Source organism: Paraburkholderia kururiensis JCM 10599 = LMG 19447 (assembly GCF_003986935.1).
GTDB classification, from domain to species: domain Bacteria; phylum Pseudomonadota; class Gammaproteobacteria; order Burkholderiales; family Burkholderiaceae; genus Paraburkholderia; species Paraburkholderia kururiensis.
The window spans coordinates 32,052-49,812 of sequence record NZ_RJZE01000001.1 but is presented as its reverse complement, the minus strand read 5'-3'; the positions used below and the strand labels follow the sequence as shown (position 1 = coordinate 49,812).

Annotated in this window: 16 protein-coding genes; 6 read left to right on the top strand and 10 right to left on the bottom strand. The window is 66.4% G+C overall.

Annotation, left to right across the window (positions count from 1 at the left end):
* Window positions 1–154: 154 nt before the first annotated feature.
* From fae to PKKP23_RS00170, 8 genes are all read right to left on the bottom strand, one after another.
* Window positions 155–664 (bottom strand): formaldehyde-activating enzyme, encoded by a 510-nt coding sequence (fae, locus tag PKKP23_RS00205; RefSeq protein ID WP_017774778.1) that lies wholly within the window; start codon window positions 662–664, stop codon window positions 155–157.
* A 144-nt stretch (window positions 665–808) separates the two neighbouring features.
* Window positions 809–1,774 carry a triphosphoribosyl-dephospho-CoA synthase gene (locus tag PKKP23_RS00200; protein WP_126875350.1) on the bottom strand — a complete coding sequence of 322 codons (966 nt, stop codon included), beginning with the start codon at window positions 1,772–1,774 and terminating at the stop codon, window positions 809–811.
* A gap of 67 nt (window positions 1,775–1,841) precedes the next feature.
* Window positions 1,842–2,828: an ATP-grasp domain-containing protein gene (locus tag PKKP23_RS00195; protein WP_240658686.1), complete on the bottom strand. Its 987-nt coding sequence runs from the start codon at window positions 2,826–2,828 to the stop codon at window positions 1,842–1,844.
* Window positions 2,829–2,929: 101 nt separating this feature from the next.
* Window positions 2,930–3,952 (bottom strand): methenyltetrahydromethanopterin cyclohydrolase, encoded by a 1,023-nt coding sequence (gene mch, locus PKKP23_RS00190; RefSeq protein WP_126875349.1) that lies wholly within the window; start codon window positions 3,950–3,952, stop codon window positions 2,930–2,932.
* Window positions 3,927–5,156: an ATP-grasp domain-containing protein gene (locus PKKP23_RS00185; RefSeq protein ID WP_126875610.1), complete on the bottom strand. Its 1,230-nt coding sequence runs from the start codon at window positions 5,154–5,156 to the stop codon at window positions 3,927–3,929. Before PKKP23_RS00185 ends, mch begins: the two co-directional genes overlap by 26 nt.
* A gap of 44 nt (window positions 5,157–5,200) precedes the next feature.
* Window positions 5,201–6,151: an NAD(P)-dependent methylenetetrahydromethanopterin dehydrogenase gene (locus PKKP23_RS00180; RefSeq protein ID WP_126875348.1), complete on the bottom strand. Its 951-nt coding sequence runs from the start codon at window positions 6,149–6,151 to the stop codon at window positions 5,201–5,203.
* Window positions 6,152–6,211: 60 nt separating this feature from the next.
* Window positions 6,212–7,237 carry a beta-ribofuranosylaminobenzene 5'-phosphate synthase family protein gene (locus PKKP23_RS00175; RefSeq protein WP_126875347.1) on the bottom strand — a complete coding sequence of 342 codons (1,026 nt, stop codon included), beginning with the start codon at window positions 7,235–7,237 and terminating at the stop codon, window positions 6,212–6,214.
* 394 nt (window positions 7,238–7,631) lie between these two features.
* The gene (locus PKKP23_RS00170) at window positions 7,632–8,024 is read right to left on the bottom strand and encodes a 4a-hydroxytetrahydrobiopterin dehydratase (protein WP_126875346.1); all 393 of its coding nucleotides are present in this window, start codon (window positions 8,022–8,024) and stop codon (window positions 7,632–7,634) included.
* 465 nt (window positions 8,025–8,489) lie between these two features.
* Between PKKP23_RS00170 and PKKP23_RS00165 the strand changes: the two genes are divergently transcribed.
* The 6 genes from PKKP23_RS00165 (at window position 8,490) to PKKP23_RS00140 (ending at window position 14,302) form a co-directional block, all read left to right on the top strand.
* Window positions 8,490–10,316, top strand: coding sequence for a methanol/ethanol family PQQ-dependent dehydrogenase (locus PKKP23_RS00165; protein ID WP_026121427.1), 1,827 nt, complete (start codon window positions 8,490–8,492; stop codon window positions 10,314–10,316).
* A 235-nt stretch (window positions 10,317–10,551) separates the two neighbouring features.
* The gene (locus PKKP23_RS00160) at window positions 10,552–10,974 is read left to right on the top strand and encodes a c-type cytochrome (protein ID WP_126875345.1); all 423 of its coding nucleotides are present in this window, start codon (window positions 10,552–10,554) and stop codon (window positions 10,972–10,974) included.
* Window positions 10,975–11,018: 44 nt separating this feature from the next.
* The gene (locus PKKP23_RS00155; RefSeq protein WP_026121429.1) at window positions 11,019–11,927 is read left to right on the top strand and encodes a substrate-binding domain-containing protein; all 909 of its coding nucleotides are present in this window, start codon (window positions 11,019–11,021) and stop codon (window positions 11,925–11,927) included.
* Between the two features lie 53 nt (window positions 11,928–11,980).
* Window positions 11,981–12,844: a hypothetical protein gene (locus tag PKKP23_RS00150; RefSeq protein ID WP_420873175.1), complete on the top strand. Its 864-nt coding sequence runs from the start codon at window positions 11,981–11,983 to the stop codon at window positions 12,842–12,844.
* A gap of 51 nt (window positions 12,845–12,895) precedes the next feature.
* Window positions 12,896–13,237 carry a carboxymuconolactone decarboxylase family protein gene (locus PKKP23_RS00145; protein WP_017774790.1) on the top strand — a complete coding sequence of 114 codons (342 nt, stop codon included), beginning with the start codon at window positions 12,896–12,898 and terminating at the stop codon, window positions 13,235–13,237.
* Between the two features lie 78 nt (window positions 13,238–13,315).
* The gene (locus PKKP23_RS00140) at window positions 13,316–14,302 is read left to right on the top strand and encodes a LysR family transcriptional regulator (RefSeq protein WP_017774791.1); all 987 of its coding nucleotides are present in this window, start codon (window positions 13,316–13,318) and stop codon (window positions 14,300–14,302) included.
* A 22-nt stretch (window positions 14,303–14,324) separates the two neighbouring features.
* On the opposite strand, the gene PKKP23_RS00135 is transcribed toward PKKP23_RS00140, so the two are convergent.
* Together PKKP23_RS00135 and PKKP23_RS00130 are read right to left on the bottom strand one after the other, a co-directional pair.
* A complete protein-coding gene (locus PKKP23_RS00135) occupies window positions 14,325–16,541 on the bottom strand; it encodes a glycoside hydrolase family 3 C-terminal domain-containing protein (RefSeq protein ID WP_126875344.1) in 2,217 nt (738 codons plus the stop codon).
* Window positions 16,542–16,803: 262 nt separating this feature from the next.
* Window positions 16,804–17,730, bottom strand: a complete 927-nt coding sequence (locus tag PKKP23_RS00130; protein WP_126875343.1) for a LysR family transcriptional regulator — start codon at window positions 17,728–17,730, stop codon at window positions 16,804–16,806.
* Between the last annotated feature and the right edge of the window lie 31 nt (window positions 17,731–17,761).

Genomic DNA, 17,761 nt, shown 5'->3' with positions numbered 1-17,761 from the left:
CTCAATGGCTGGCGTGCCGGCTTAAGCAACGTGCAGCAACGTGCAGCCGCACCGGCAACGCAACATGCCGGGAACCGTGGCTGGACGTGGTCCAGGCGGTTCCCGGCTTCTCACTTCCTGACTTCCACCACGTGCGTGGCGGGCGCGGTTCGCTTCAACCCGCTGCGAACGGATGCGCCACGCTCGCCTTCTTCGACACCACCTCCGCCGCTGTGGGCTGCCCGGCCACGGCACGCTGGATCGCCTCGCGAGTGGCCTTGTAGTTGAACTCCTGGATCTTCTTGTCGTCGTCGGCGAGCCAGTGAATGAACACGCCCACGCAGATGAACAGATCGTCCGCTTCGTCCTGAGGAATCGTGCCGTCCTCCACGCTGTCCGCCACGGCGAGCGCCACCGCGTGCTGTGCCGGGCCGAACATCTGCACGGCCTGCTTCGCGCCCTTGATCGTCACCTTGTTGAACATCACCGTAGGCGGCTTGGTCACGAGGTTCGGCGCAACGACGGCGAGCAGCGACGTGAAGCCGTCCTTGTTGTTGGTCAGCGCGTTGCAGAACGCCGTTTCTGCAGCTGAACCTCGCGGTCCGATGAGCAGGTCGATGTGCGCGACTTCGTTACCGTCGCCGACCAGCGACTCTCCTATCAGGACGCGATTGATCTTGGCCATGCTGTTCCTCCATGAGTGAATGGATCTGCTGACTGCGTGGTTGCCGTCTGCATCGTTGGTTTGAGGTCCCCGAGCGTGCAGGAGCGTGGTGAAGAACGGTGGCTTTAGCTATCACTTTCCGTGCCAGTTCGCGCGCCGCGACGCTCATGTCTCGTCGCCGCGCGCAGCCGGTGCACGCACCCAGCCTTGCGGCGCGAGACGGCCCGCCACGAACAGCGTGGCGACAGTCAGGTCGGCGCTCGTGCCGGGATTGATGCCGCGCGATTTCAGTTCGGTATCCCATGCATAGAGGTCACGCAAGGCGCTCTGGTCTGGCGTTTGAGTGGCCGCCGCGCGCCAGCGGCCGTGCTGCGCGCGTGCCGCAAGCGTGACACTCTGCGCCAGCGCCATGCCGTGTTTGCGCACAATGTGCGAATCGGGATGGCTCGCGAGGAACGTGAGGAACACGTTGAGCGTGACCAGACGCGGTGCCTCGGCGGGCATTTCGTCTACGGCGGCAAGGCCCGTTTCGAAGATGTCCGCGAAGCCGTTCGCGTACTGCCGCGCAATGCTGTCGCGCTGCGCGGCCAGTTGCATGGCGGCGCGCAAATCGACGGTGGGGGCGTCGTGGACGGATTGCTCCGGCGCGTCGCCCAGACCACCGGGATTCGCAAGCGCGATGGCGCGATAGGCGTCGCGTGCGTCGTCCACGGTGAGGCGAGCGAGCACGCGTTCTGTTGCAGCGCGCCAGCGCCTGGCGGTGAGCGCTTCGCCGCTGGACTCGTCTGGTTCGTCGCGTTCGTTGAGCGCGGCAGTAAGCGGGGCAGTAAGCGAGGCAGCAAGCGAGGTAGCAAGCGGCGCGACGAGCAGCACGATGCCCAGATTCGTGTTGCATCCCGCCACTTCGCGCGTGCGCGCCACTGCGTCGAGAATCCGCTTGCCCACAGGCGCGCCGTGCGCGAACAGCGGACCGGCGGCGGCTTGCGCGCTGGCCAGAAACTGCGCGGCCGTCATGCCGTGTCCCGCGCTTTCCACGCTGACGTTGCCGGGCTTCGGTGTTTCCACGTCGAGCCGGCACGCGGCAAGAAACGCCTCGCGCGCAAGGTCGAATGGCGTGGGCGGTGGGGTCATGGTGTGTTTGATAGCGCGTTATGTGGCACGTGGTGGCACGGGGCGGCACGTGCGGTGGCGCGCACCCTCACGCTGCCGGCGACGCCGCCAGCGGCGGCGTGTCGCCTGGCTCGTTCGCATGCGCGAGCGCGGCGCGGCTCGCGGCGAGCTTGCGGTCGAGCAGGTCGTCGACGAGCGCCGCCGCGAGGTCGACCGTGGTGACCGATTGCAGCCCGCGCCACGCCGCCACGCCGTTTACTTCGAGCACGAGCGGGCGGTTCGCGTCGTCGGGATTCGGGATGAGATCGACGCCCGCGTAGTCGAGCCCGAGCGCATCGGCTGCGCGTATGGCGGTGTGCGCCAAAGCCGGGTCGAGCGACTCGGGCTCGCAGCGTCCGCCCTGCGCGAAGTTATGGATCCAGCCGCGGCCGCCCACGCGCCGCATCGCGGCCACGGCCCGCCCGCCGATCACCATCACGCGCCAGTCGTAGCCGGGCCGCGCGCCTTCCACATAGCGCTGCAGATACGCGACGTGCTGATAAGACGTCAGCGACGGCAGCGGCGTGAGCGCTTCCACCTGCGTGCCTCGCGCACCTGACGTACGCTTCGCGCCCAACCGCTTGAGCCCGCGACCCTGCGATCCGAACAGCGGCTTGAGCACGACCTGGCGCCCCGCGGCCGCCTCGCGCATCAACACGCGCTGCGCAAACGCCGTGGATTCGCCGGCCCAGGTCGCGGGCGTCGCGATGCCGTTGCGGTGCAGCAGAAAACTTGTCATCGATTTATCGACGCTGCGCTCGATGGCGCGCGCGTCGTTGTACACGGGCACGCCGCTTTCGCGCAGCGCGTGCAGAATGCCGAGCCGCAGCGTGACCTGCTCGAAGCTGCCGCCCGCAATGCCGCGCACGAACACCGCGTCGGGCAGCGTGTGGCCGTAGCCGGGCAGTGCGAGGCCGTGCGGCGCCCACGTGGTGTCGATGCGGCATGCCGCGAGGTCGATGCAACGCGCCTCCACGCCGCGTGCGCGGAACGCGCTCTTGAGGCGGCCCGTGTGCCAGCCGGTCTCGTCGGTCATGATCGCGACGCGCACGCCGTGATGCCCGCCATGCGTCAGCTGCGGCGTTTCGGAAAGGTTTGTCGTATCGGAGTCGCTCATGCTGTCTTGCTTTGCCTGCGTCATTGTTCGCGCCATTGCTCGGTGAGCACGGCGGCATCCACGCGTCCGCCGCGATACGTGGCGCCGCTTTCAAGGCTGCTCACCCACGCTTCGGCGGGCGCGAAGAGGGCCGGGTCGATCTGGTAGAAGTCGTAGTTGAAGGACTTAAAGACTTCCGCGAACGGGCGGCCGTAGTCGCGCGAGCACGACGACGGCAATTCGGCGGCGAGGCGCTTCGCCACCGCGTCGTGTTTCACCGTGAGATGCACGCGGCCGCCGTAGAGAATGGCGTCGTTGGTGCGGCCCATGGCTTCGATGCCGTCCGGCGCGGGCGGCGGCAATGGCGCGCAGCCGCTGCCTTCCACCACTTCGTCGAGCGGCACGCCGAGCACGTGCACCTTGTGCATTGCCACTTCCACGACGCGTGCAATCACCTGCACCGTTCCCGCCGCGGACGAAGTGGGCGTGACGATGAGCGTGAGCCGGTCAGAGGCGAGGCCGCAGTCGCGCAGCACCTTGTCGACGATCACCTTCGGCGGCAGGCGGTCCACTTCGAGCACGAGCACGCCGCGATCGTGCCGGTCGCGATAGCCGAGTTCGCCGAAGAGCGGCTCTTTCACCGCCAGCGCGCGCGCCGGGCCCGAGCCGAGCGAGAAAAATTTCTTGCCGCCCGTTTCTTCCTTCGACGCCGCAAGGCTCCACCCCGCGTACTGGCTGCCGAGGCACGCGAGCACCGGCGACGACGTGTGTACGTCGATCATCGTGGGCCACAGCGGTTCGCTGCCGAAGTCGCCGTGCACCGCCACGCGGCCGAGGCCGCCCATGCAGATGCGCGCCACCAGCACGCCCGCTTCCACGCTGCCGCGCGCGTCCACGCCAGCATCCACGATCACCGTGCCGTCGTCGGTGTGCGAGACGGCCACGCCGTAGTACGCGGCGTCGCCCACCAACTGCGCGACGAGCGCTTCGCTGCGGGCATTGACGCTCAACGCGGGCGCCGCCGCGTTGCCGGCCGTTTCAGGAGTGGCAATGGATGAAGGCATAGTCGGGCTCGTGGCAGGTTTCGATACGTTCGAGAACGGCTTCGCGCTGAAGCGTCAGCGCGCGATGCACCTCGGCAAGCGCGGGCGCGCGCACGACCAGTGTGCAAACGGGCTGCCCGGCTTCGACGAGCGTGCCGGGCATCGGCACGTCGCGGCACGCGGGGTCGTGCAGACATGCGTCGCTGAACGCCTGGGACGCGACGAAGCGGCGCGGGGAAAACAGCACCTGCTGCCCGGCGCGCCAGGCGGCATGCGCGGGTGCGGGATCGGGCAGCTTTCCACGCCGGCAGGCGTCGATATGACAGGCGAGCAGCCCGCGCGGCCACGCGTGCGGCCAGACGGTTTCGTAGAGCGTCATGGTGGACGACGGGCGCGCGTTGATTTCGAGCACCTGGATGGCGTCGCCGTCCAGCAGGAAGTCGCAGCTGTTGATGCCGGTGAGGCCCGCGTGGGCGCACAGCGCGCTCACGGCCTCGTGCACCTGGGCGGCCACGCGCGGCGGCAGATCGATGGGGCCGATGGCGCCCGCATGCACGAACGGCAGGTTGCCCAGCGCGCAGGTGAGCTGCTCCGCGAAGCCGAGAATGGACACCTCGCCGCGCGCGCCGATGAAAAGCACGGAGAGCGAACGCCCCGCGCTGTGTCGCTGGAAATAGCCGCGCTTCTCGCTGCTGAGACTAAAAAGCGCGCCGCGGTCGAGCGAATCCGCCGCTTCGATGTGCGTGCCGCCGCAACCGTGCGCGCGCTTGAAGAGCCACCCGTGCAGCACCTCAGGCACCGTGAACGAGACGGCGGGATGCGCAATGTGCAGCGCGTCGAGCAGCGCGAAGAAGCGTTCGGGCTCGCGCACGGCGGCCGTTGCCTCGGCGCTGTTGCCGATCAGGCGCGGCAAGCCGGGCGCATCCAGAAGCTCGCGTGCGAGCGGTTCGATGCCGCTCGTGCCGATCCAGCCCAGCAGATTCGGCAGCCGCGTGACGCGTTGCAGCGCATCCACGAGCCGCGCGCCGTCGATGCACAGCCCGTTGCTCGCCGGGCCGCTCACGTCGAACCAGATTGCCGATGCCTCGCGCGTGTCGCGGTCGCCGAAGAGGTCGAGCGCGGCCACGCGCAGCCCGGCGCGCGCCGCCGACTGCGCGAGCATGCGCGCCGACAGCCCGGCCACCGCCACGAAGGGCGCTTGCGAGGACGAGGGGCGCGCAATCATATGAGCCATATCGGGCGTTGGTGCGTTCCGGGTGAGCGCGGCGTTCAGCCCAGTTCGCCGGCCACCGCGCGGGCCTCGGCGAATGCTTCGGGAAAGCCCAGATACACGGGCTTGCCGGCGGTGCGCATCCGCACGAACAGACGGTGCTCCACCTGGTACTTCACGTTGCCGATGGCGAGTGCGCCGATGCCGATGGCGCCGTCCGCGGTCGTGCCCGGCGTGGATGCGCCCGGTGCGGACGCGAGCGGCTTGCCGTCGTTCATCACGTTGACGCCCGCAATGCCTTCGGGCGGCACGGCGTTGACGTCCGCGGCGATCAGGAGACGCTTCGCATGCCCGAGGTCTTCGGCGCTCACCACCTGGATGCCCGCAATCGCGGTGGCGAGCAGGATTTCGGTATCGGCCAGCGCCTGCCGCAGCGCTTGCGGCGTCGCGGTGGAAACGCCCGTGGTCTTGATGCCGAAGCGTTCGTTGATCTCGTCGCTCACGCGCGTGGCGCGCGCGGCGTCCACGTGGCTCGCGATGGCGACGTCCGCGCCCAGCGACGCGGCCATTGCCGCCGCCACGCGGCCCACCGCGCCGGTGCCGCCCGCAATCAGCACGCGCTTGCCGCCCAGCTCCATGCCGAACTCCTTGCGCAGGTGCCGCTCCACAAGCGCGACGAGCGCCGCGGCCGTGGTGTACGAGCCGCTCGGGTCGGCGAACACGGAGACTTCGAACGGCGGCACCATCGCCTTGCGCGCGGTGTCGAGCATGTCGGCGGCGAGCATCACGTCGCGTCCGCCAATGAAGATGCCGGTGCGCGACACGCCCTTCGGGCCGCGCGAAAAGATGGCGTCCTGGGTCAGGTTCGTGACCATCGTGCCGTCCACGTTGCAGTACGGGACGATGACCTGGTAGCCGGCGTCGGCGGCCATGTTCACGTCGAACGGGCTCATTTGCGGCGTGGCCGTGAACATGTGCAGGATGTAGGGCCTTTCAATCGGGTCGGACATGGCAGCGGGCTCGTTGGAGTGTTGAATTCGGTGTCTGGCCGCGGGGGCGGGAGGGCGTTGTCATGCCGCGTCCACGCGCGGTTGCCGGGATTCGGCGGCGCGTACCGTGGCCCCGCGATTGCGTCCGCTCACGATCGCGCAGTCGATGTGCGGCATGCCGCGCGTCGCCTCGCGCGCCGTGGCGAGCGCGAGTTCCGCGTCGCGCGCGGAGCCGACGATCGCGAAGCCCGTGGGACCCCACGACGTTTGTCCGATGCCGGCCGGGCGTTCGGCGGCCACGGCGCGAACGGCGCGCTCCACGTCGGGGCTCGTGAATACGCCGCCTTGCACGGGCGCGAAGTATTCGCCGATGGTCTGCTGCATGTCCGTGACGCCGCGCGCGAACGGCGCGAAGTTGGCCTCGGCGGCGCCCGGCAGGATCTGCATCAGCACGACGTGGCACAGGTGCGCCGCGAGTTCGCGCGGAAACGGCGCGAGCGCGGCAAGCCCGCGGCGCTCTTGCGCGCCGTGCAGGCCTTCGCGCGAATGGTCGGTGACGAGCAGCACGCGCCAGCGGTCCGGAAACGGCTGGCGCGAGATCAGCGGCGCAACGGCGTTGCGCGGCGGCTCGCCTGGGCCCGCGTCGAGCAGCAGGCCGCCGGAATCGAAACCCAGCACGCCGATGCCCGAGCGCATGCCGCGTCCCAGCAGTGTCGCCAGCTCCGCGCTCGTCGCCTCGCGCCCGGCGAGGCGCACGAATGCGGTACCCACGGCGAGCGCGAGCTGGGTGCCCGAGCCGAGACCGGTATGCGCACGCGGTGTGCGGCGCACGTGGATGGCAAGCGTGACGGGTCCATAGGCGGCCTTCAAGCGTTCAAGACAGATGGCGATGCGCTCGCGTTCGGCTTGCGTCGCCGCGCCGTCTATCTGTTCGTGTTCCGCATGCCGTGCCTCGATCTGCGTCCCCTCGCCGTCGATGACGAGCCCGAGACTGCCGAACGCGCGCCCGAGCGAAGCGCTCGGGTCCAGGAACCCCAGATGCAGACGCGCGGGCGCATCGACCGTCACGCAGGCCTGGGGTGGAAGGCGGCGAATGTGAAGCGGCATCGCGGGTGTCCTGAGAGGGGTTGCAGGGCGGCTGGCGACAGCTCTGCCGCAGAACGGCCATCGCGCTGCGACAGGCACCGCGCCCGGGGGCTCGTGGCCGACGCGGGCGCGGCGCGGCTGGCGACCCCCGAAGCAGAACGCGTACCAGCGTGCTCGCGCCCGTCTGGCGGGGCGCGAGCGGCAGGCCGGCGGGCGTGCCGGTGTGCTCAGGTGTGAGCGGGGCTCGACGCTTTGCGTCGGGCGAGGCGCACTATGTCACCTGGGTTTGAGCCTGGTGGACGCGCACCTCGCATCTGGCTCGTGGCGGGTTGAGGCTGGCTTGAATCAGGCCGGACCCAGGCCGGACCCAGGCCCGACCCAGGCTTGAACCTCGCGTGACTCAGCCATCGTTCACTCAACTCCCAACCTTCGGCGCGTCGTACTTGATGTAGCGGAAGCGTTGATCGTCGGCGGGCGTGCCTTCCAGCGGACCGCCTTCCAATGCCGGCTGCCACTGGATGAACGACTCCATCTTTTCGGCGAGCGCGAAGTCCTTGTCCGTGATTCCCTTCGCGCTATGCGTCTTCAGCTTCACGGTGACGAACGCATAGGAGACGGTCAGGTCGGGGTGGTGCCACGCCGCTTCGGCCAGATGCCCGACGGCGTTCACCACCATCAGCGTGCCCTTCCACCCTTCGGTGCGGTACTTGCGCCGCAGCCATCCGTCTTCCAGATACCAATGCTGCAGTGTGCCAACGAGGCGCTGCTGCACTTCCTCGTCGCTATAGACGTGCTCTGCTTTTGCCATGACGGTCGCTCCACGAAAGGTTGAACGGACTGCTCCGGCAGCAGTGCAAGCGCCACGCCACGATGCTTCGCGCATCGCGCCGGGAGGTGGCGGGGCAGGCGCGCCGCACACGTATGCCGGAATTGACACAGTATGTGCCGCGCACTGCGTCGCAGCCAGGCGAGCACGTGACAGGCGCGCGTTCTCCTCGCCGTGTTCCGCCCGCGCGAGACGAAGGCAGTGCGGTCTGCGCGGCACGCAGCAGCGGCCTTGCCGCGCGGACCGCGTGGGTTACGTCGGCGCCACGGCGAAATCGCGCTCCATTTCCGGCATGGAATATGCGTCGGGCCGTCTCGCGTGTTGAAGCCCGGCATCGATCGGGCGCGCTCGCATATCGTTACCCCCATCGAGAAGGCGCGCCGATGCGACCAGGTAGCGTGGGCCATTCTTGAGTTCAGTGAACAGCAAGACAATTCTGGAGGGGACATGAACTTACGCACCTTGGTTTTGGGGCTTGCCGTCGTAGCATCGGCGGCCCTGAGCTCTATCGCTGCAAATGCCGATCCGCAGCTCGACGGCCTGATCAAGAACCCTGCGAACTGGGCGGCTCAGGCGGGCGATTACGCCAATCACCGCTATAGCCCGCTCAAGCAGATCAACGAGAACAACGTGGGCAAGCTGCAGGTCGCGTGGACCATGTCCACTGGCGTGCTGCGCGGTCACGAAGGCTCGCCGCTCGTGATCGGCGACACGATGTACATCCACTCGCCGTTCCCGAACAAGGTCATCGCGATCAGCCTGAAGGACCAGACGTTCCTGTGGCAATACCAGCCCAAGCAGGACGATCAGGTGGTGTCCGTGATGTGCTGCGATACGGTGAACCGCGGCCTCGCCTACGGCGACGGCAAGATCTTCCTGCAACAGGCCGACACCAAACTCGTCGCGCTGGACGCGAAGACGGGCGACGTCGTGTGGACGGCCACGAACGGCAATCCGAAGGCGGGCGAAACCAACACCAACGCGCCGCACGTGTTCGGCGACAAGGTGCTCACCGGCATTTCGGGCGGCGAGTTCGGCGTGCGCGGCCGTCTGATCGCGTATGACATCAAGACCGGCAAGATGGTCTGGACGGCGTACTCGACGGGCCCGGACAACGAGATCCTCGTGAACCCCGACAAGACCATGACCTGGGCGGACGGCAAGATGGTGCCGGTGGGCGCGGACTCGTCGGTGAAGAGCTGGAAGGGCGATCAGTGGAAGCTGGGCGGCGGCACGACGTGGGGCTGGTATTCGTGGGACCCGAAGCTGAACCTGGTCTACTACGGCACCGGCAACCCCGGCACGTGGAACCCGACGCAGCGGCCCGGCGACAACAAGTGGTCGCTCTCCATCTTCGCGCGCGATCTCAATACGGGCGAAGCGAAGTGGGTCTACCAGATGACGCCGCATGACGAGTGGGACTACGACGGCGTGAACGAAATGATCCTCGCGGATCTCACGATCGACGGCAAGAAGGTGCCCGCCATCGTCCACTTCGACCGTAACGGCTTCGGCTACACGCTGAACCGTGCCACGGGCCAGTTGCTGGTCGCGCAGAAGTTCGACCCGGCCGTGAACTGGGCCGACCGTGTGGACCTGAAGACCGGTCTGCCGGTTCGCAACGTGGCGTACTCCACGCAGCAGGCAGGCGCGGATCACAACGTGAAGGGCATCTGCCCGGCCGCACTCGGTTCGAAGGACCAGCAACCCGCAGCGTTCGATCCGTCCACGAGCCTCTTCCTCGTGCCGACCAACCACGTCTGTATGGACTACGAGCCGTTCGACGTCGATTACGTGTCCGGCCAGCCGTACGTGGGCGCCACGCTGTCGATGTACCCGGGCCCGGGCGAGAAGGGCGCGATGGGCAACTTCATCGCGTGGGATGCGGCGAAGGGCAAGATCGTCTGGTCGAAGCCGGAGCGTTTCTCGGTGTGGTCCGGCGCGCTGGCTACCGCAGGCGGCGTCGCGTTCTACGGCACGCTGGAAGGCTACATCAAGGCCGTGCGCATCAAGGACGGCAAGGAACTGTGGCGCTTCAAGACGCCGTCCGGGATTATCGGCAACGTGTTCACCTATCTCTACAACGGCAAGCAGTACGTGGGCGTCTACTCGGGCATTGGCGGCTGGGCCGGCATCGGCATGGCAGCGGGCCTGCAGAAGTCGACGGAAGGCCTCGGCGCGGTGGGGGGTTATCGTGAACTCGCGAAGTACACGGCGCTCGGCGGCACGCTCTTCGTGTTCGCGATTCCGGGCGGCGGCACGACGAGCGAGTAAGCGGCGTGCCTTTGCATGAAGTCGAAGTAAGTCAGTCGAAGTAACTCAGTTGAAGTAAGTCAGACCCGCGGGGCAGACCCCGCGGGCCACGAGCAAAGACGGGAAGCGGACGCCGCCGGCCCGCTGCGCAGCGGGCGGCCGGCGGCACGCCGCGAGACCCACGGCCCATCATCACATCGAGCAGTTGCATAGACGGCTGCATCAAGGTGTTTAGAGAGAACCAGGAGACATACGCATGAAAGGAAGATCAATCTTGTTGCTGGCAGCGGTTTCTTCCGCAGCAGTCTTGCTACCGGTTGCATACGCCCAGAACAACAGTGTTCAGGTTGCCCAGGTGGCGTACAAGGTGGTGGATGGCAACAAGGTCGACAGCAATACGCTGCTGGGCTGGAAGACCTGGCGCGCGCTCGACTGCGAACGCTGTCACGGCGCACAGCAGCAAGGGCTCGTCGGACCGTCGCTCGTGGATGCGTTCAAGACGCTCGACAAGACCGAATTCCATCGCACTGTATTCGGCGGCCGCGTCGACAAAGGCATGCCCGATTTCAGTTCGAGCCAGATGATGCAGAAGAACTGGGAGAACCTCTACGCGTATCTGAAAGGGCGCTCGGACGGCCAGATCAAGCCCGGCGACCTGAAAGCCATCGATTCGAACTGACGGCCGCAAAACGGCGACCTCGTTTCCATTCACCGGAGGTTTCGATGCGTCATGGCAAACGGATGCAACTGCACGCCGCGCTCACGGCGGCAGCCTTGTGTTGCGCTGCGCTCGCGAGCGCAGCGGTGCGTGCCGATGGGCCCGCGTTGCCCAACAACGACGGCGCGGACGGCGTGCTGAGAGTGTGCGCCGACCCGAACAACATGCCGCTCTCGAACAACAAGGGCGAAGGGTACGAGAACAAGATCGCGAGCCAGATGGCGAGCGACTTCGGCTACAAGCTCGAGTACACGTATTTCCCGCAGCGCATCGGCTTCGTGCGCCATACGTTGCGCGAGAAAGACGACAATACAGGCCGCTTCAAATGCGACCTCATCATCGGTGTGCCGAAGGGGTATGACATGACCTCGACGACGCAGCCGTACCTGCATTCCACCTACGCGATGGTGTTCGCGAACCGGCCGGAACTGGCGAACATCCACACGCCAGACGACCTGCTCAAGCTGCCGCCCGACGAACTGCACAAGCTGCGCTTCGGCATCTTCACGCAGACGCCCGCGGTGGACTGGCTGCTCGCGCACAACCTGATCGACCAGGCGGTGTCGTACCAGGTGCAAAGCGGCGACCCGCAGAACTACCCCGGCGAAATGATCGAACACGACCTGCGCGCAGGCAACGTGGACGTGGCGTTCCTGTGGGGGCCCATTGCCGGCTACTTCGCGAAGCGCGCCGGCGACACCGTGAAGATCGTGCCGTTCCCGGCCACGCCCGGTATCCGTTTCGACTACGAAATATCGATGGGCGTGCGTTACGGCGAAAAAGACTGGAAGGACAAGATCGACCAATGGATCGGCGCGCACCACGACAAGATCGACCAGATTCTCACGAGCTACGAAGTGCCGCTGCTCAAGCCCGCCGGCACCCAGGCGGGCAACTCGACCGCGTCGCCATGAGGGCGGCGCGAGTGGGGGCGTTGGATGCTTCGTTGCGCGACTCGTGGCGTGACATGACGCGTGGGTTGCGGGTCGCGACAGTGGCGATGGCGGCCGTCTTCGCCGCGCCGCTTCTCATTACGGCGAGCACGGCGCAGGCGGCGCAGGGGGGGAAGTCGGACCCCATTACGCCCGCGGAGCGGCTCATCTTCATGACGGGCCATCTGCAAGGCATCGCGCCGCAAACGGAACTCGACTACACGATGGCGAGCCCGGATGCGAAACCGTCTGGCGAAGATCGCGTGCGCGTGCTCGTGACGAGCCCGAACAACGCGAAAGGCGACGCGCAGGTGTCCGACGGCACGGGCGCCGTGCCGCTGCCGAACAGCGGGCTGGAGTGCAACCCCGTGATCATCTATTTCCTCGAACACGACATTGCGGAAATGGAACGGCTCACGGGCGGCAAGAAGCGCTACTTCCAGAAGCGCCTGCGCCTCGCGCTTGCCGCGGGACCAAGCGTCGAGACCGTGAAGCGCGAAGTGGACGGCAAGCCTGTTACTGCGCAGCAGATCGTCGTGCAGCCGTATCTCAACGATCCGAACGCGGCGCGTTTTCCCGAGTACACCGGCAAGCGCTACACGTTCCTGCTGGCCTCGGCGGTGCCGGGGCAGGTGGTGCAGATTCGCTCCGAAGTGCCCGGTAACAACAACGACTTCGCGCATCCGGTGCGGGTCGAGACGCTCAGTTATCAGGCGGAACTGCACAAGCTGGCGCCAGCGCCCGGCGCGCCGGCCAGTGGCACGAGTACTACACCGACCGCCACGCCAACTGCCGCGCCAACCGCCGCACCCGCCAAGCCGCAGGCGAATGCACCCGCCAAGCCGCAGGCGAATGCACCCGATAACGCACCCGCCGATGCAACTCACGCCAGCCGCTAGGGCTTCGGCGCGCGTCATTGCTCCACTGAACGCCTACTGGAAAGGTCTCGCATGCTGATCGACACGAAGGACTATGCAGCGAAGCTCACCGCCGCACTGGGCGCGCTGGGCAGCACGGTGCCCGCTACGATCGCAGGTTTCGAAGCGCTGGACGGCGCCCCAGCCCGCAAGGGCGTGCTCGACGCGAAGACGCGTGAGCTGATTGCACTCGCCGTTGCCGTCACCACGCGCTGCGACGGCTGCATCACCGTGCACAGCGCCGCGGCCGCGAAAGCGGGCGCGACGAAGGACGAAGTGGCCGAAGCGCTTTCAGTGGCCATGGCGCTCAACGCCGGTGCCGCGCTCGTCTACTCGGCTCGCGCATTCGACGCCTTCGACCAGCAGGGCGGCTGAATCACGGGCCGATCCCAGGGTTGATCTGCGCGCCGCCGTTCATCCACAGCCTCATGTCTCGCCGCGGACCGTATCGTCGTGAATTTCGTTCGTTCGCTGACCTTGCGTCAGCTGCAGATCTTCCTCGTGGCGAGCCGCTACGCAAGTTTCGCGCGCGCGGCGGAAGAGCTGCATCTCACGCAGCCCGCCGTTTCCATGCAGATTCGCCAGCTGGAAGAAACGGTGGGCCTGCCGCTCTTCGAACGGATTGCACGCAAGCTCTCGCTCACGGAAGCCGGCGAGAAACTCACGCATCACGCGAGCCGCATTCTGGGCGCGATCAAAGACGCCGAAGACACGATGACCTCGCTCAAGCAGGCCGACAGCGGGTCGATCGCCGTGGGTATCGTGAGTTCGGCCACGTACTTCGCACCGAAGCTGCTCGCGCTCTTTTCGCACCGCTACCCGAAGGTGGACGTCAACTTTTCGGTGGGTAATCGCGATGCGCTGCTGCGCATGCTGCAAGACAACGCCATCGACCTCGCCATCATGGGCCGTCCGCCCGCGGAACTCGACGTGGTGACGGAGCCGCTTGCCTACCATCCGCAGGTCATCATCGCGCCGCTCACGCATCCGCTCTGCGAAGCGCGGCGCTTCGATCTGCAGGAGCTGCGCGGCGACACGTTCCTGTTGCGCGAGCCCGGCTCGGGCACGCGCATGGCCGCAGAGGAGATGTTCCGCAAGCACCTCTTCACGCCGCGCAAGGTCGTGACGCTCGGCAGTAACGAAACGATCAAGCAGGCCGTGATGGCGGGCATGGGCGTGAGCCTTATCTCGCTGCATACGCTCGCGCTGGAATTGCGCACGCGGGAAGTGGCGACGCTCGATGTGAACGGCACACCGATCGAGCGCACCTGGCATGTCGTGCATCTGCGCTCGAAACAGCTTTCGCCCACCTGCACGGTGTTTCGTCATTTCCTGCTGGAGCACGCGGCGCAGTGGCTCGAACACGAATTCGCGCCGCTCTCGCCCTTCACGAACGCGCCGGCGAAGCCGCCGGCGCGCGTGAAGTCGGAAGAAGCGTAACCGCCGCGTTATTGCCTTTCGCTTACCGGCTCTGCAAGCGGATGTCGCGCGACGAGGCACCCACGTACACGGCGCTGCCCGGCACGTACTTCCACTTGTTGCTGGACGTGTCCCAGATGCTCTGGAAGCGTTCCGGAATCACGACGTTCACCTGACGTGCTTCACCCGGGTTCAGATAGACCTTGTGCCAGCCTACGAGGCGCCTGGGCGGCTCGCCGTTGTAGTTGACGCCCAGATACACCTGCGGCACTTCCGCGCCCGCCATGTGGCCGTCGTTCTTCACGGTGAAGCTCGCAATGAGCGTATGGTCAGGCGCCTTGCGCACCGAGAGGCCCGAGTACGAGAAGTGCGTGTACGAGAGGCCATAGCCGAACTCGAAGAGCGGGGCGATGTTCTTCGCGTCGTACCAGCGGTAGCCCATGTCGAGCTTCTCGGCGTAGACCGGGTCATTCGGGAACGTGCCGTCCTGGCCCCACGTCGGCGTGTCCTGATCGCGCACGGGGAACGTGACGGGCAGCTTGCCCGACGGATTCACCTTGCCGAACAGCACGTTCGCAATGGCCTGACCGCCACCTTCACCCGGATACCAGGCTTCGACGATGGCCTGCACCTGGTCCTTCCACGGCATGAGCACCGGGTTGCCGCTCTCGATCACGACGATGGTGTGCGGGTTCGCCTTCGCCACCGCTTCCACGAGCTGGTCCTGGTTCGACGGATTGCTGAGCGCGAGGCTCTGCAGTTCGCCGAAGTCCTCACCCGAGGGCTGCGTGACGACGACGATCGCGACGTCGGACTGCGCCGCCAGTGCCGTGGCCTGATCGATTTCCTGCTGCGTATAGGCGCGGAACGGCGACTGCTGATCGCTGTTGCCGGCGAAGCTGACCTGCGCCGTGGGCGCGAGCTGCTGGATCGCCTTCACGATCGGCACGTTGAGCGTGATCCATGGGTTGGGCCACCAGTTGCAGCCTGTCGACGTACCGAACGTGAGCCCGCCGCAGCCTGCGAACGCGCCCGTCACCGGATGCCGCGTATCGCCGGAACCGCCGCCCGTGATAACCGCTGCGTCCGCATGGCCGCCAATCACCGCAACGCGCTTGAGGCTTGCCGCCGCGAGCGGCAACTGCGCGTTGTCGTTCTTGAGCAGCACCATCGACTGTTCCTCGGCCGCCTGGGTGAACGCCGTGGCTGCGGGGAAGTCGATTGCGCCGCCGGCCTTGGGCGGATCGTCCATGATGCCGGTGCGGATCATCACGTAGAGCTTGCGGCGAACCATGTCGTCGAGACGCGCCTCGGTGATCTGATGGCTCTGCAGCGCCTGGCGAACGAGCGCGGGCGTGAGGTAGACCGTCGGCCCCACGTCCTCTTCTTCATCCAGACCCGCGTTGATGGCGGGCGCCGTGCTGTGCGCCGCACCCCAGTCGGACTGCACCTGGCCCTGGAAGCCCCACTCGTTCTTCAGCACGTCGGTGAGCACGTGCGGGTTCTCGCAGGCATAGGTGCCGTTGATGCGGTTGTAGCTGCACATCACGTTGCCGGGACGCCCTGCGCGCGCCGCGATTTCGAACGGCAGCAGATAGAGTTCGCGCAGCGTGCGCTCGTCGATCGTGTCGTTGCCGCCCATGCGGTTGTGTTCCTGCTCGTTGCCCACGTAGTGCTTGATCGTGGCGATCACCTTGCTGTTCTGCGTGGCGATGGTGCGTGACGCGAGCATTTCGCCTGCGAGCACGGGGTCTTCGCCGAGGTACTCGAACATGCGGCCGCCGCGCGCCTCGCGGGCGAGGTTGGTGCCGCCGCCCAGACCCATGCCGAAGCCCTGCGCGCGCAGCTGTTTCGCGATCTGCGCGCCGAAGGCGTAGGCAAGGTGACGGTCCCAGCTTGCCGCTAATGCGATGGTGGCGGGGAACGTGGTGCTGGGTAGCTGCGTGCTGCCGGAACCCGTGGCCGAATCGACCATGTTGAGGTCAGGAATGCCGAGGCGCGGCACGCCCTGGATGAAGCCCGCGCCGCCATTCGGCACGTCGCTCATCTGATATTCGGAGTGAATGAGCTGAAGCTTTTCGTCGAGCGTCAACTGCTTCAGCAGAACTTCGGCGCGCCAGTGCGCGCCGTTGTCGGCGATTGCTGCGGGAAACGATGCGGTGAACGGATTCGTTGCGATGTCGAAGTCGTTCTGGCCCGCGTGGGCGCCAGCGGTCGCCATCGCCAACAGCAGCGCCATTGGCCAACGTTTGACCTGCATGTCTCTCTCCATGAGTGTGAACTACGGTGGTACCGATCACACCGATCCGGCTCGTATCCGGACAACTTTTCGAGACGCGAGACAGTACCGGCGACGTTGATGCCCCGTGAATCGCGACAGTGCCGCAGCGCTTTTATGCGTGCGGCCCGTGGCGGCCGGCGATGTGGCTACGGTATTTCATGTAGCCAAACTCCGTGTTTACTCATGGTATGGAAGTAAGCTCACTACAGGCTCACTACGTGGTCGGGGTTTACCCGGCGCTTCAGGTACGCAGGTCGGGGTGCGCGTGGGCGAGGTCGGTCACCCATTCGGTGAAGGCACGAATGCGCGAATTGAGGTTCTGCCGATGCGGGTAAAGAATGGAAAGCGGCGTGGAGGGACAACGGTAATCGGTCAGTATTTCCCGAAGATGCCCTTGCGCGAGTAGTTCCGTCACCATGAAGCGCGAGGGCTGGATGATGCCGTAGCCTTCCACGCCCGCGGCGATATATGCAGAGCCGTCGTTCACGGCGAGCAGGCTTTCCATCTGCACGGTGATGGTCTCAGGGGCATTCAGGTCCTTCGGGTTCTTCAGGAATTCGAAGGGAAACGTGCGGCCCGTGCTGGACGATACGTAGTTCACCGCACGATGTTGCGCGAGGTCTTCGAGCGTAGCGGGCGTGCCGTATTCCTCGAGATAGGCGGGCGACGCGCACACCACCATGCGCGCATTGCCGATGCGCCGCGCCACGAGGCTCGACTCTTCGAGCGAGCCCATGCGGATCACGCAGTCCACACCGTCCTGGATCATGTCGATGTTGCGGTCCGAGAGCCCGAGGCGCACGTTGATGTGCGGATACGCGCGGTAAAACTGCCCTAGCGCGGGAATCAGCAAGGTGCGCGCGATGGTGCCCGAGGTGTCCACGCGCACGGTGCCCGTGGGGCTGGACCGTTTGTTCGAGAGCGACGATTCGGCGTCCGATATCTCCGCGAGAATGCGCACGCAGCGTTCGTAGTAGAGCGCGCCGTCTTCGGTCACGTTCACCGAACGCGTGGTGCGATTGAGCAGGCGCACGCCCACGTGTTCTTCGAGCGAGCGGATCAGATTGCTCACGGTGCCGCGCGGCAGGTCCAGCATATCGGCGGCCTTCGAAAAGCTTTTGGATTCGACGACGCGGGTAAAAATTTCCATTGCCTGGAGACGATCCATGCAGAGGCTCCTCGACGGTGACGGGGTGCGT

Bases quoted from the DNA above. Each gene is read 5' to 3' on its own strand.
- fae (WP_017774778.1), bottom strand. From the start codon at position 664: ATGGCCAAGATCAATCGCGTCCTGATAGGAGAGTCGCTGGTCGGCGAC.
- PKKP23_RS00200 (WP_126875350.1), bottom strand. From the start codon at position 1,774: ATGACCCCACCGCCCACGCCATTCGACCTTGCGCGCGAGGCGTTTCTT.
- PKKP23_RS00195 (WP_240658686.1), bottom strand. From the start codon at position 2,828: ATGACCGACGAGACCGGCTGGCACACGGGCCGCCTCAAGAGCGCGTTC.
- mch (WP_126875349.1), bottom strand. From the start codon at position 3,952: ATGCCTTCATCCATTGCCACTCCTGAAACGGCCGGCAACGCGGCGGCG.
- PKKP23_RS00185 (WP_126875610.1), bottom strand. From the start codon at position 5,156: ATGATTGCGCGCCCCTCGTCCTCGCAAGCGCCCTTCGTGGCGGTGGCC.
- PKKP23_RS00180 (WP_126875348.1), bottom strand. From the start codon at position 6,151: ATGTCCGACCCGATTGAAAGGCCCTACATCCTGCACATGTTCACGGCC.
- PKKP23_RS00175 (WP_126875347.1), bottom strand. From the start codon at position 7,237: ATGCCGCTTCACATTCGCCGCCTTCCACCCCAGGCCTGCGTGACGGTC.
- PKKP23_RS00170 (WP_126875346.1), bottom strand. From the start codon at position 8,024: ATGGCAAAAGCAGAGCACGTCTATAGCGACGAGGAAGTGCAGCAGCGC.
- PKKP23_RS00165 (WP_026121427.1), top strand. From the start codon at position 8,490: ATGAACTTACGCACCTTGGTTTTGGGGCTTGCCGTCGTAGCATCGGCG.
- PKKP23_RS00160 (WP_126875345.1), top strand. From the start codon at position 10,552: ATGAAAGGAAGATCAATCTTGTTGCTGGCAGCGGTTTCTTCCGCAGCA.
- PKKP23_RS00155 (WP_026121429.1), top strand. From the start codon at position 11,019: ATGCGTCATGGCAAACGGATGCAACTGCACGCCGCGCTCACGGCGGCA.
- PKKP23_RS00150 (WP_420873175.1), top strand. From the start codon at position 11,981: ATGACGCGTGGGTTGCGGGTCGCGACAGTGGCGATGGCGGCCGTCTTC.
- PKKP23_RS00145 (WP_017774790.1), top strand. From the start codon at position 12,896: ATGCTGATCGACACGAAGGACTATGCAGCGAAGCTCACCGCCGCACTG.
- PKKP23_RS00135 (WP_126875344.1), bottom strand. From the start codon at position 16,541: ATGCAGGTCAAACGTTGGCCAATGGCGCTGCTGTTGGCGATGGCGACC.
- PKKP23_RS00130 (WP_126875343.1), bottom strand. From the start codon at position 17,730: ATGGATCGTCTCCAGGCAATGGAAATTTTTACCCGCGTCGTCGAATCC.